The organism is Streptomyces sp. NPDC041940 (assembly GCF_055589465.1).
Window position 1 is genome coordinate 108,891 of record NZ_JBVJBP010000022.1, and the last position, 12,911, is coordinate 121,801.

12 protein-coding genes are annotated in these 12,911 nt (G+C 70.6%); 3 read left to right on the forward strand and 9 right to left on the reverse strand.

What is annotated here, in order from left to right; translation table 11 throughout:
• Positions 1–6: 6 nt before the first annotated feature.
• The 3 genes from ACZ6I3_RS30770 to ACZ6I3_RS30780 all read right to left on the reverse strand — a co-directional run bounded on the left by ACZ6I3_RS30770 (position 7) and on the right by ACZ6I3_RS30780 (position 4,535).
• Complete coding sequence (locus tag ACZ6I3_RS30770) at positions 7–576, reverse strand: helix-turn-helix domain-containing protein (RefSeq protein ID WP_469419025.1); 570 nt, start codon at positions 574–576, stop codon at positions 7–9.
• A gap of 259 nt (positions 577–835) precedes the next feature.
• The gene (locus tag ACZ6I3_RS30775; RefSeq protein ID WP_469419026.1) at positions 836–3,451 is read right to left on the reverse strand and encodes an ABC transporter permease/substrate binding protein; all 2,616 of its coding nucleotides are present in this window, start codon (positions 3,449–3,451) and stop codon (positions 836–838) included.
• Positions 3,444–4,535 carry a quaternary amine ABC transporter ATP-binding protein gene (locus ACZ6I3_RS30780; protein ID WP_469419028.1) on the reverse strand — a complete coding sequence of 364 codons (1,092 nt, stop codon included), beginning with the start codon at positions 4,533–4,535 and terminating at the stop codon, positions 3,444–3,446. Before ACZ6I3_RS30780 ends, ACZ6I3_RS30775 begins: the two co-directional genes overlap by 8 nt.
• Positions 4,536–4,733: 198 nt before the next feature.
• Between ACZ6I3_RS30780 and ACZ6I3_RS30785 the strand changes: the two genes are divergently transcribed.
• Complete coding sequence (locus tag ACZ6I3_RS30785; protein WP_469419109.1) at positions 4,734–5,663, forward strand: 5'-3' exonuclease; 930 nt, start codon at positions 4,734–4,736, stop codon at positions 5,661–5,663.
• A gap of 123 nt (positions 5,664–5,786) precedes the next feature.
• Positions 5,787–6,629 (forward strand): siderophore-interacting protein, encoded by an 843-nt coding sequence (locus ACZ6I3_RS30790; RefSeq protein WP_469419029.1) that lies wholly within the window; start codon positions 5,787–5,789, stop codon positions 6,627–6,629.
• A 22-nt stretch (positions 6,630–6,651) separates the two neighbouring features.
• Here the strand turns inward: ACZ6I3_RS30790 and ACZ6I3_RS30795 are convergent, their stop codons facing one another.
• On the reverse strand, positions 6,652–7,233 hold the full coding sequence (locus tag ACZ6I3_RS30795) for a GNAT family N-acetyltransferase (protein ID WP_469419031.1): 582 nt from the start codon (positions 7,231–7,233) through the stop codon (positions 6,652–6,654).
• A gap of 81 nt (positions 7,234–7,314) precedes the next feature.
• Here ACZ6I3_RS30795 and ACZ6I3_RS30800 point away from each other — a divergent pair, with 81 nt between their 5' ends.
• Entirely contained in the window at positions 7,315–8,301 is a 987-nt protein-coding gene (locus ACZ6I3_RS30800; protein ID WP_469419034.1) for an RluA family pseudouridine synthase, read from the forward strand.
• On the opposite strand, the gene ACZ6I3_RS30805 is transcribed toward ACZ6I3_RS30800, so the two are convergent.
• The 5 genes from ACZ6I3_RS30805 to ACZ6I3_RS30825 form a co-directional block, all read right to left on the reverse strand.
• Complete coding sequence (locus ACZ6I3_RS30805; RefSeq protein ID WP_469419035.1) at positions 8,295–9,794, reverse strand: cytochrome P450; 1,500 nt, start codon at positions 9,792–9,794, stop codon at positions 8,295–8,297. The two genes, ACZ6I3_RS30800 and ACZ6I3_RS30805, sit on opposite strands and share 7 nt — an antisense overlap.
• A gap of 76 nt (positions 9,795–9,870) precedes the next feature.
• A complete protein-coding gene (locus ACZ6I3_RS30810) occupies positions 9,871–10,491 on the reverse strand; it encodes a GTP-binding protein (RefSeq protein WP_469419036.1) in 621 nt (206 codons plus the stop codon).
• On the reverse strand, positions 10,472–10,870 hold the full coding sequence (locus tag ACZ6I3_RS30815; protein WP_469419038.1) for a DUF742 domain-containing protein: 399 nt from the start codon (positions 10,868–10,870) through the stop codon (positions 10,472–10,474). Before ACZ6I3_RS30815 ends, ACZ6I3_RS30810 begins: the two co-directional genes overlap by 20 nt.
• Entirely contained in the window at positions 10,867–11,274 is a 408-nt protein-coding gene (locus tag ACZ6I3_RS30820; RefSeq protein WP_030848665.1) for a roadblock/LC7 domain-containing protein, read from the reverse strand. Before ACZ6I3_RS30820 ends, ACZ6I3_RS30815 begins: the two co-directional genes overlap by 4 nt.
• Positions 11,271–12,911: an ATP-binding protein gene (locus tag ACZ6I3_RS30825; protein ID WP_469419040.1), complete on the reverse strand. Its 1,641-nt coding sequence runs from the start codon at positions 12,909–12,911 to the stop codon at positions 11,271–11,273. Before ACZ6I3_RS30825 ends, ACZ6I3_RS30820 begins: the two co-directional genes overlap by 4 nt.

Here is a 12,911-nt window from a genome sequence, read left to right on the forward strand (position 1 = left end):
GCGCCCTCACCGGCGTGGCCGGTCCCGGACCGCCTCGATGTGCTCCGCCACGGCGACGACGATCACGCGGGTGTCCGACTCCGTGGCCCGCCAGCGGTGCCGTACGCCGCCGGTGAGATACAGCGTGTCGCCTCGGCCGAGCCGGTAGGCGCGGCCCTCCGCCTCGATCTCCACCGCCCCGTCGGCGACGTACATCAACTGGTCGTTGCGGTGCTGGAATTCACGGCCCGCGTCATGGTCGCCGATGAACTCGGAGGCGTGCATCTGGTGGTGGCCGCGCACCAGGGACCGGGTCCGGGGCTGGGGCAGCGGCCCGGCGCCGTCTGCGCGGACGACGTCCACGCTGCACGCCGGGTCGGCCGCGGCGAGGAGTTCCACGGCGGTGGTGCGCAGGGCGTCGGCGACCTTCTCCAGGGAGCTTCGGCTGGGGCGCGCCCGGTCGTTCTCGATCTGGCTCAGGAACGGGACGGACAGGCCGCTGCGCTCGGCCACGGCGGCGAGGGTGAGATCCAGCGCGCGGCGCCGGCGGCGCACGGCCGCGCCCACCCGAAGGGACTGCTCTTTGTGGTCGCCCATCGCTCCGGCTCCCTCCTTCGCCCGTCGATCCGGTCCCCGTGCGCCGGTGTCCCGGCGCACTGCTTCTGTTGAGTTGTCTGCACCCTACGCATGTTCGGCAAACCGTTTCATGCGCCCGTCACATCGACGTCACCCTCGGGGCAGCGTACGGATTTCCTCCTACGGGAGGAACAGGGTTGTCCGGATCCCGCTCGTGGAAACGGGTGCGGGGCGGGACGCTCGTGTCGCGTCCCCCCCCGCATCCGGCCTCACCGCGAGGTCACTGCGGCGTCATGCGCTCCACCATGTCGGGGTGCTCCTTCAGCCACGCGGCGACGGCCTCTTCCTCATGGCCCTGACCGCGGTTCTTGATCTCGCTCTCCAGGGTGCCGAGCTCGTCCTCGGTCATCTTGAAGTTCTTGATCCACTTCGTGAGCTGCGGGTACTCCTCGGGGAACGTCTCGTGGGAGATGGTGCGGATCGTGTTGCCCTCGCCGAAGGCCTTCTTCGGGTCCTTCAGCTTGGTCAGCTCGTAGTCGCTGTACGCCCAGTGCGGCGACCAGAGCGTGACGGCGATCGGCTCCTTCTTGGCGTAGGCGCGCTTCAGCTCGGCCAGCATCGCCGGCGTGGAGCCGTCGACGACCTCGTACTCCTTGTCCAGGCCGTAGCCGGGCAGCACCTTGTTCTTCAGCAGGTCCATCTCGCCGGTGCCCGGCTCGATGCCGATGATCTTCCCCTTGAAGGTGCCGGACTTGCCCTTGAGGTCCTCCAGGGAGTCGACGCCCTTCACGTACGACGGTACGGCGAGCTCCAGCGAGGTCGGTTCGTACCAGGTGCCCAGGTCCTTGAGCCGGTCCTTGTTCCTGTCCCAGTAGTTCTTCTGGGCGTAGGGCAGCCAGGCGTCGAAGTTGAGGTCGATGTCGCCCGAGGCCAGGCCCGTGTAGACGGGGCCCACGTCCATCTGCTTCAGGTTCATCTTGTAGCCGCGCCGCTCCAGGACGTTCTTCCACAGGTAGGTGACGGCGATGTCCTCGTCCCAGGGGAACCACGCCACGTCCAGGGGCTGCTTCGCCTCGGCGGGCGTGCTGCCGCCGGCGTTCTCGACCGGGGCCATCTTGTCGGCGAAGCCCGGGTTCTGCTTCAGCCAGGCACGCACGGCCTCCTGCTGGTTGCCCTTGCCCGCCTTGTTGATCTCGGCTTCGAGGCTGGTGAGCTGCTTCTCGTTCATCGTGAAGTTCTTCAGCCACTCGGCGACCGTCGGGTCGTCGTCCGCGAAGCCCTTGCGGGACAGGGTGTGCACGCCGTCGCCCTTGCCCCAGGCGCCCTTGGGGTCCTTGAGCTTCTTGAGGTCGTAGTCGTTGTACGCCCAGTGCGGCGACCAGAGCGTGGTGACGATCGGCTTCTTCTGGGCGTAGGCGCGCTTCAGCTCGGCCAGCATCGCCGGCGTGGAGCTGTCGACGACCTCGTACTCCTTGTCGAGGCCGTACTCCTTGAGGACCTTGCTCTTGAGCAGGGCCATCTCGCCGGCGCTGGACTCGATGCCGGTGATCTTGCCGCCGAACTCGGAGGCCTTGCCCTTGAGGTCCGCCAGGGAGTCGATGCCCTTCATGTAGGCGGGCACGGTGAGCTCCAGCGACGTCTTGTCGTACCAGGCGCCGAGGTCGTCGAGCTGCTTGCCGTACTTCTTCCAGTACTGGGCGTGCGTGGTGGGCAGCCAGGAGTCCGTCTGGAAGTCGACGTCGCCCTGGGAGAGGGACGTGTACAGCGGGCCCGCGTCGAACTGCTTGGCCTCGACCTCGTAGCCGCGCTGCTCCAGGACCTCCTTCCACAGGAAGGTGGAGGCGACGCCCTCGTCCCAGGGGATGTAGCCGATGCTGATCTTCTTGCCCTGGCCGACGTTCTTGCCGCCCGCCACGGCGGTGGAGTCGGTGTTCTTGCCGAAGACACCCATGCCGCCCGCGGCGAGCGCGAGGACGACGACGCCGATCACGGCGACGACCGGGCGGGGCCGGTAGGACCAGATCCTCAGCCCCTGGGCGGCGCGCAGCTTGGCGGCGGCGCGGCGGCCGAGCGGGGAGACCTGGGTGCCCAGGGCGCTGGTCATGCGGTCCAGGTAGATCGCGAGGATCACGATGGCCACACCGGCCTCGGAGCCCAGGCCCACGTTGAGCTGGCCGATGGCCTCGTTGACGTCGCCGCCGAGGCCGCCGGTGCCGACCATGCCGGCGATCGCGGCCATGGACAGGCCGAGCATGATGACCTGGTTGATGCCGGCCATGACGGTGGGCAGGGCGAGCGGGAGCTGGACGCGCAGCAGGATGTTGCGGGGCGTGGTGCCGAACGCGTCGGCGGCCTCGACCAGTTCCTTGTCGACCTGCCGGATGCCCAGCTCGGTCATGCGCACGCCCGGGGCGAGCGCGAAGATCAGCGTGGCGACGATGCCGGCGGGGGCGCCGGTGCCGAAGAACAGGATCGCCGGGATGAGGTAGATCATCGCGGGCAGCGTCTGCATGAAGTCCAGGACGGGCCGGACCAGACCGCTGACGCGGTCCGAGCGGGCCGCCCAGATGCCGACGGGTATGGAGATCACGAGCGCGATGACGGTCGCCACGAGGACGAGCGCCAGGGTGATCATCGCGTTCTCCCACAGTTCGAGGGAGTCGATGAACGCGAATCCGGCGAACGTGAGGACACCGGCCAGCGTGCCGCGCAGCCAGAAGGCGATCACGGCGAAGATGCCCGCGAGGAGCAGTGGTTCGGGTGCCTGGAGGACGGCGTTGATGCCGTCGTAGAGGCCGAGGAAGACGGTCTTGCAGAAGTCGAACAGCCACGCCATGTGGGTGGTGAGCCAGTCGACCCCGTCGTTGACCCAGCTGCCGAGCTCGATCCTAGGCACGGGCGGTCACCTTCTCTCCGCCCTTGTCCTGCGGGGCGTCGCAGGGCTGCGGGGTGGTGTCCTGCTCGTCGCCGAGGAAGCCGATCAGACGCTGCCGGGGGACGACGCCGATCTGCTTGTTGTCCCGGTCGACGACCGAGACGGGGTGGGAGAGCCCGGCGCTGATCGCGCACAGCTCGGTGAAGGGGGTGTCGGCCGCGGCGGTCCGGCAGTGGCAGCCGGGGGCGTCGGCGGTGACCGAGGGGTCCATGATCTCGCCCGCGGTCAGGACGCGGGAGCGGTCGACGTCCTGGGTGAAGGAGGCGACGTAGTCGTTCTCCGGCCGCAGCAGGATGTCCTGGGCGGTGCCGATCTGGACGATCTCGCCGTCGCGCATGACGGCGATGCGGTCGCCCAGGCGCATGGCCTCGTTCAGGTCGTGGGTGATGAAGACGATCGTCTTCTTGAGCTTCTGCTGGAGCTCCAGGAGCTGGTCCTGCATGTCGCGCCGGATCAGCGGGTCCAGGGCGCTGAAGGACTCGTCCATCAGCAGCAGGTCGGCGTCGGTGGCGAGCGCGCGGGCGAGTCCGACGCGCTGCTGCATGCCGCCGGACAGCTCGTCGGGCCAGGACTTCTCCCAGCCGGCCAGGCCGCACAGGGCGAGCGCCTCGTCGGCGCGGCGTACGCGCTCGGCGCGGGGCACGCCCTGCACTTCAAGACCGTAGGCGGCGTTCTCGCGCACACTGCGGTGCGGGAAGAGCGCGAAGTGCTGGAACACCATGCTGATCTTCCGGGAGCGGACCTTGCGCAGCTCGCGGTCGCCGAGCGTGGTGAGGTCCTGGCCGTCGAAGCGGACATGCCCGGAGGTCGGCTCGAGCAGGCCGTTCAGCATGCGCAGCAGGGTGGACTTGCCGGATCCGGACAGACCCATGACGACGAAGATCTGGCCGGGCTCCACGGTGAAGGACGCGTCGATGACGGCGGCGGTCGTGCCCTCGGCGCGCAGTTCCTCCCGGTCGGCTCCGTCGCGGAGCCGCTCGACCGCTCGGTCCGGTCTTCTGCCGAACACTTTGTACAGGCTCTCTGCCTGCAGCCTTGCTGACACGTGCACCTCAATCTCGACGGCAACAGAACAGAGCGAGGACAGGGCCGCAAACAGTTGAAATGCGCAACCAGCCTCGCTCTGGGGCGGCGCCTCCCCTCGATCCGGAAGACCAAACCCACAAGTGGGGCGCTTCACACAGGACGCACACACCGCAACCCGCCGCACAGCGACAAGTGGCTGTCAGTGGCGTACGGCATGATGCGTGGCGTGACCGGACGACTGATGCTCCTCGACACCGCCTCCCTGTACTTCCGCGCCTACTTCGGCGTCCCGGACTCGGTCCGGGCCCCGGACGGCACGCCGGTGAACGCCGTGCGCGGGCTGCTCGACTTCATCGACCGCCTGGTCAAGGACCACCGGCCCGACCAGCTCGTGGCCTGCATGGACGCCGACTGGCGGCCGCACTGGCGGGTGGAGCTGATCCCCTCCTACAAGGCGCACCGCGTCGCCGAGGAGCGGGCAGCCGGCCCGGACGAGGAGGAGGTGCCCGACACGCTGTCGCCGCAGGTGCCGGTCATCGAGGCGGTGCTGGACGCGGTGGGCATCGCGCGCGTGGGCGTCGCGGGGTACGAGGCGGACGACGTGATCGGCACGTTCACCGCGCGGGCGAAGGGCCCGGTCGACATCGTCACGGGCGACCGCGATCTGTACCAGCTGGTGGACGACGCGCGCGGGGTGCGCGTGCTGTACCCGCTGAAGGGCGTGGGCACGCTTCAGCTGACCGACGAGGCCTGGCTCCGCGGGAAGTATGGGGTCGGTGGGAACGGGTACGCGGATCTGGCCCTGCTGCGCGGCGACCCCAGCGACGGCCTGCCGGGCGTGCCGGGCATCGGAGAGAAGACGGCCGCCAAGCTGCTGGCCGAGTACGGGGACCTGGCCGGGATCATGGCGGCGGTCGAGGACCGGCGGTCGAAGCTCACGCCGACCCAGCGCAGGCGGCTCGACGAATCGCGCCCCTATCTCGCGGTCGCGCCGAAGGTGGTCCGGGTCGCGGAGGACGTGCCCCTGCCCGAGGTCACCACGGCGCTGCCGCGGGCCCCGCGCGACCCGGAGGAGCTTCGGACCCTGGCGACGCGCTGGGGACTGGGCGGCTCGCTGGAGCGTCTGCTGACCACGCTGGCGGTGTGACGGGGGCGGGCCGACGGCCTTCCGGAGGCCGGCGGTGTTCATGAACCTCTCATTCGGGAGGTGTGAAGTGGGGGCGAGGTGCTAACTTAGGTAAGCCTAACTATGCGAGACAGGGAGGTCCTCATGGCAGAGCGACCGGCACGCCAGCCGCGCAAGCCCCATTCCGCTCAGGTCGTCCGCACCGAGCGGCTGACTCCGCACATGCAGCGTGTGGTGCTCGGCGGCGAGGGCCTCGCCGACTTCGCGGCGGGCACGTGCACCGACCACTATGTGAAGCTGCTGTTCCCGCCCGAGGGCGTGACCTACCCGGAACCCTTCGACATGCAGCGCATCCGTGACGAGGTCCCCCGCGAACAGTGGCCGGTGACCCGGACGTACACGGTGCGCCAGTGGGACGCCGAGCACCGCGAGCTGACCCTGGACTTCGTCGTCCATGGCGACGAGGGCCTGGCCGGTCCCTGGGCGGCCCGCGTCCAGCCGGGCGAGACCGTGCGCTTCATGGGACCGGGCGGGGCGTACGCGCCCGACACCGACGCCGACTGGCATCTGCTCGTCGGTGACGAGAGCGCGCTGCCCGCGATCGCCTGCGCCCTGGAGGCCCTGCCGCGCGGGGCCAAGGCCTACGCCTTCGTGGAGATCTCCGGCCCCGAGGAAGAGCAGAAGATCGACTCGGACGTGGACGTCGTCTGGCTGCACCGCGGCGACCGGCCCCTCGGCGAGGCGCTGGTCGAGGCGGTACGGAACCTGGAGTTCCCCGAGGGCCGGGTGCACGCCTTCGTACACGGCGAGGCGCACTTCGTGAAGGAGCTGCGCCAGCTGCTCCGGGTCGATCGCCAGATCGCGCGCGAGGACCTGTCGATCTCCGGCTACTGGCGGCGCGGCCACAACGAGGACGGCTGGCAGGCCTCGAAGCGGGACTGGAACGCGCGCATCGAAGCGGAGCAGGAGAGCAGCCCGGCCGCCTGAGCGACGCGAGCGCGACCGCCCCTCACTCCCCCTTCACGTGGGCGTGCAGGTGCATGTCGTGCCAGCCGTCCGCGTGCAGGGCGGCGCTGCGCTTGGTGCCCTCCAGGGCGTAGCCCGTCCTGGTGGCGACGCGGCAGGACGCCTCGTTGCGGACGGCGTGCAGCAGTTCGAGGCGGTGGAAGCCGGTCTCGTCGAGGGCCCAGCGGGTCAGCGCGGTCGTGGCACGCGCGGCGACGCCCCGGCCCCGTGCCGCCGGGACGGTCCAGTACGCCACCTCCGCCATACCGTCGTCGAGCCGTATCTCGCGCAGCGCAACCCGCCCCAGCAGTGTGCCGGAGTCCGCGTCGGCCACGGCCCACTGCGCCTCCCGTTCCTCCTCCCACGCCCGGTGCCAGTCACCGATCCAGCCGGCGACCTCCTCCTCGGAGTCGGCGGCCCGGGCGTGCCACTGGTGCATCACGGGATCCTGGAAGACCTCGTACACCGCGGGCGCGTCCGCGGCCCGCCAGGGGCGCAGGAGGAGTCCGTCGCCGGTGGCGAGGGTGGGCTGAGGGCGGCTGGCGAGGGTCCCGGCGGTCAGGACCGGGCTGGTGAGGAACGGCATGCCCCGCATCCTGGCAAGGACACGAGGGTCGGTCCCAGTGGTTTTCCGCCCGGCGCACCGGGCCTCGTACGCTGGGCCGCGATGAGACGCAAGCCCCGCATCCCGCCCTCGCCCCTGCCGCAGCGCCTCGGCGTGGATCCGATGCGGGTGCGGCTGCCCGTCGCGGGGTCGTGGACCACGGTGCGTGAGCACTTGGTGGAGCGGCTCAGCGGGGCGGGTGCCGGTGTCGTCGACGGGATGTTCGACGAAGGGCGGATCGTCGGGGCGGACGGACGGGCCGTGGCGGCGGACGCGCCGTACGTGCCCGGGATGTTCGTGTGGTTCCACCGGGAGCTCCCCGAGGAGGTCCCGGTGCCCTTCCCGCTGGAGGTCGTGTACCGGGACGAGCACATCGTCGTCGTCGACAAGCCCCACTTCCTCGCCACCACCCCGCGCGGCAGCCATGTCACCGAGACCGCGCTGGCCAGGCTGCGCAGGGAGCTGGACATCCCCGCGCTCGGCGCCGCGCACCGTCTGGACCGGCTCACCGCGGGGCTCGTGCTGTTCACCGTGCGCCCCGAGGAGCGCGGCGCGTACCAGACGCTGTTCAGTGCCCGCCGGGTCCACAAGGAGTACGAGGCCGTCGCCCCGTACGACCCCGCCCTCACCCTGCCCCGGACCGTACGCAGCCGGATCGTGAAGGAGCGCGGGGTGCTCCAGGCCCGGGAGGTGGCGGGCGAGCCGAACGCCGTGAGCCGGGTCGAACTCCTCGGGCACCGCCCGGAAGGCGCCGGCGGACTCGCCCGCTACCGGCTGGTGCCCGGCACCGGGCAGACCCACCAGCTGCGGGTGCACATGACCGCGCTGGGCGTGCCGATCCTCGGCGACCCGCTCTACCCGGAGGTGACCGAACCCGTGCCGCCCGGTGACTTCCGGCGCCCGCTCCAACTGCTGGCACGGGCCCTGGAGTTCACCGATCCGGTCACGGGCGGGGAGCACCGGTTCCGCAGCGGCCGGGAACTGGCCGCGTGGGCGTCGTACGACCGGTGGGCCGCCGGGACGTACGACGGCCCGTCAGCCGGTCAGTAGCCGCGCCACCAGCTCAGGATGCGCTGCCAGGCGCCCTTGCGGCGGGCCGGTTCCTGCGCCGTCGGCTGAACCGGCGGGTGCGCAGCGACCGGCTGGGGCTGGACCGGGGCCGGCTGCGGCTGCGTGGCGGCCGGTGTGGCCTGCGGCTGCGGGCTGCCGATCTGCCAGTCGGAGCGCTGCGCCGGGACCTGCTTGTGGTTCGGCGGCTCCGTCACGTCCTGCGGCGGCTTGGGCGAGAACTGCACCGGCATCTCCACCAGGTGCCGGGAGGCGATGGACGCCGTCCAGCGCAGCTCCTCCTCGTCGCAGTCGAGTTCGACGTCGGGCAGCCGCATCAGCAGCGCGTCGACGCCGACATCGGCGATGGAGCGGCCGACGTCCTGGCCGGGGCACTCGTGCGGGCCGCCGCCGAACGCGAGGTGGGAGCGGTTGCCCTGCATGCTGGCGGACAGGTCGGGCCGTACCCGCGGGTCGACGTTGGCCGGGGCCGGGGCGAAGAGCAGTCCGTCGCCCCGGCGGATGCGCTGACCGCCCAGCTCGGTCTCCTGCTTGGCGAAGTAGGCGAAGACGGTGCTGAACGGCGGCTCGTTCCACAGCGACTGCTCCACCGCCTCCGGCACCGTCATCTGGCCGCCGTTGAGCCGGGCACGGAAGCGCGGGTCGATCAGCACCGTGAGCAGCACGTTGGAGAGCAGGTTGGTGGTGGCCTCGTAGGCGGCGAAGAGCACCAGACGCAGGTGCTCCCTGACCTCGTCGTCGGTCAGCCGGGCCGGGTGGGTGATCAGGTAGCTGGCGAAGTCCTCCTCCGGCTCGGCGCGGCGCCGTGCGGTGAGCCGGCTCAGGGCGTCCATGACGTAGGCGTGGCTGGCGATCGCGGTCTCGGTGCCCTTGAGCGCGTCGCGGGCGGCCTCGACGAGACGGTCGTTGTACTCGTCGGCCATGCCGAGGATCTCGCACATCACGGCCATCGGCAGGTGCTCGGCGAACTGGCCGACGAGGTCGGCCTCGCCCTTCTCGCAGAAGCGGTTGACGATGGCCTGCGTGCTGCGGTTGATGTAGCGGCGCAGGCTGCGGAAGTCGATGGTCGAGATGGCGCCCATGACCGCGCCGCGCAGCCGCTTGTGCTCGTCGCCCTCGGCGTGCGAGGCGATGGGCTGCCAGGCGATGTGCGGCATCAGCGGGTGGTCGGGCTTGACCAGTCCGTCCCGGAGCGGGGTCCAGATGCGGCTGTCCCGGCAGAACTGCGAGGGCGAGCGCACCATGTGCAGGTTCTCGGAATGGCCGAGGACGACCCAGACGGGGATGTCGTCGTGGAGCAGCACGGGCGCCACGGGGCCGTGGTCCTCGCGTAGTTGCTCGTACAGCGCTCCCAGATCCTCCGACTCGTGCAGCCGGTGCAGTCCGCCGGGCCCGAGGCCGTGTGCGGGGCAGCCGGGGGGCGGGCCGAGCCGGGAGGCGTCCGTATCGGTCGGGGTGTGGGATTCAGGCGTCACAGTGGTCGCTCCGAAACTGAAGTGGATCCAGGTGTCTGGTGGGGAAATGTGGGGGTGGGGCGGGCAGGGCGCGGGATCAGGTGAGCGAGCCCGTCATGGCGAGCGAGTGCAGGAAGCGCATGAGGGTCATCAGGACGTCACGGCTGGAGGCCCGGCGGCGTACGTCGCACTCCATGATCGGGATGTCCGGGGTGAGGTCGAGGGCCGTACGCAGCTCCTCCAGGTCGTAACGGGGCGCGTCCGGGAAGGAGTTGACCGCCACCACGAACGGCACACCGCGGTCCTCCAGGCGCCCCATGACATCGAAGCTGACCTCCAGCCGACGGGTGTCGACCAGCACCACCGCGCCGAGCGCGCCCTCGAACAGGCCGTTCCACAGGAACCAGAAGCGCTGCTGGCCGGGTGTGCCGAAGAGGTAGAGCACGAGCTGGTCGGTGATGCTGATGCGGCCGAAGTCCATGGCGACGGTGGTGGCCGTCTTGGACGCGGAGCCGAAGTTGTCGTCGACACCGATGCCGGCCTGCGTCATGGTCTCCTCGGTGGTCAGCGGTGTGATCTCGCTGACCGAGCCGACCATGGTCGTCTTGCCGACGCCGAAGCCACCCACGATCACGATCTTGGCCGCGGACTGTGCCGTGTGGGGCAACTGGTCCTCGGCCCGGGGGCCCGGGATGGTGTCAGAGCCTTTGAAGTCCATTCATCACCGCTTCGAGGAGGGAACGGTCGGTGCGTGCCTTGCGGACGATCGGGGCGCGCGCCTGCACCAGGTCCGCCGTCAGCAGCTCGGTGAGCAGAACGCCCATGGCGCTGAACGGCAGGCTGAGGTAGGCCGACAGTTCGGCCACGGACAGGGGGGCGGCGCAGAGCCGGAGCAGTGCCGCCTGCTCGGGGGAGGCGGAAGGCGGCGGATCTTCGGCACGCGCCACGATTAACGTCACCAGGTCGAGCTCGGCCCTCTCACCGTCCGGGCCGGCCACCACGTACATCCGCTCGGGGTTCCTGACCTTGCCCTCGCCCTCCTGGGACGGGGGCGGTTCCGGGGTGGGGTCGCGCCTCTGGCGTTGCGGAGGCGTCATACGATCTGCCCGTTGCGCCGGGGCGGACTGGTCAGATGGCCGCCGATCCGGACGACGAGGTCGCGCATCATCGCGCTCATCCGGCCTGGTTCGCACCGCACGTCGGAGAGCACCGCGAGGAACGCGTTGGCGCCCGCGCCCATCAGATAGAAGTAGCCGCGGTCGATCTCGATCATGACGAGCTTCATCTCGCCGTCGCCCACGGTGAGTTCCTGGCAGATACTGCCCGCGAGGGACTGCAGGCCGGCGCAGGCCGCGGCGACCCGGTCGGCCGCGTCGGGCTCGCCGCCGTAGCGGGCGATGCGCAGACCGTCGGCCGAGAGCACCACGATCATCTCGATGCCCGGCACTCCGTCGGCGAGTTGCTTGAGCATCCAGTCGAAGTTGCCTCGCTGCTGGATCACTTGAGATCCCCCTCGTCGCCGGCCTCGGTGGGGGCCGGGTCGTTGATCAGGTGCAGGTACTTGGTCGGGTTCCGGATGAAGTCCGTCGGGTGTGTGCCGGGTTCGATGCCCTGCTTGAGTCCCTCCCAGAAGGCCTCGAGGCCCTTGCCGGGGGCGTCGGGGGACGACATGTCGTGCCAGGACTTGGGCTCGGGCTCCGGTGTCGCCCAGGGGTTGTGCTCGCCTCGTTCGGCGGCTTCCCGGTCGGCCTTCTCGTTGGCGGCCTGCTGGGCGAGTCGCTCGGCGAGCGGCATCTTCACCCTGCTGCGGCGCTGCGGCAGACCGTTCGTCGTCCACTCGGTGACCTCGGGGACGTCGTCGTCCTCCAGGGAGACCGTGTCGGGGATCTTCGGGCTGGTGGGGCGGCGCCTCTTGGGCGCGCGCTTGGGGCCCTCGGGGATGCCGACCTTCATCGGGATGCCGGTGGCGCCGATCCCGTGGGCGAGTCCGACGCCGGGCTCGTGGGTGATCATCTCGCTCGGCACGATGAGGATGGCGCGGACGCCGCCGTACGCGGAGGCCCGCAGCGACACCTGCATGTTGTACGCCGTGCAGAGGCGGCCGACGACGGCCAGGCCCAGGCGCGGGTGCTCACCGATGTCCTGGAGGTCGACGCCTGCCTTGGCGGCCTCCAGCATGCCCTCGATCCGGGCCCGTGCCTCCTCGTTGAGGTTGACACCGCCGTCCTCGATCTCGATGCAGACGCCGGTCTGCACCTCGGTGGCGGTGACGTGCACCTTGGTCTGCGGTGGCGAGTAGCGCGTGGCGTTGTCGAGGAGTTCGGCGGCGGCGTGGATGACGGGCTCGACGTAGATGCCCTTGACGCTGACCTTGGCGATGGAGGACAGCTGGATGCGCCGGTACTCCAGGATGCGGGACATGGCGCCGCGCAGCGTGCTGTAGAGGGACACCGCCTCGGGCCACTGCCGGCCGGGGCGGCCGCCGCCGAGTACGGAGACGGAGTCGGCGAGGCGGCCGATCAGGGCGTTGCCGTGGTCGATGCGCAGCAGGTCGTCGAAGACCTCGGGGTTGCGGCCGTGGTCCTCCTCCATCTCCCGGAGTTCCTCTGCCTGCTGGTGGGCGATCGCCTGGACGCGGCGGGCGACCGTGACGAAGGAGCGAGCGGCGGCGTCGCGCATGGTCACTTCGTGGTCGACGATCCTGAGCACCGTCAGCAGCGTCTCGACCTCCGGCTCGGGGAGGTTCCGGTACGCGGGGTCGGCGAGGCCGAGCTTGCGGATCGCCTCCCTGGGGGATTCCCCGGTGCGCAGCAGGTCGAGCGCGGCAGGGACGATCTCCCTCGAGAAGCGGACCAACTCGTGCTCGTGGCCGGCGATCCGCTGTTCCAGATGCGCGCTGTGGCGGGCGTGCTCGGCACGCTGGTTCCGCAGGGCACGGCCGCGGCGGACCGCCTCGGCCGCCGTCGCGATCACCAGAGCGGTGGCGATGCCGCCGCACCAGCCGACGGCGAGCCGGGCCGACTCCGTCACCAGGGCGACGGCGGATCCGGATGCCGCGGCCATCGCTATGGCCGGGAGCAACAGCACACGCGCGTAGGGAAGTTCACGGCGAACGGGAGGGGATTGGACACTCACCAT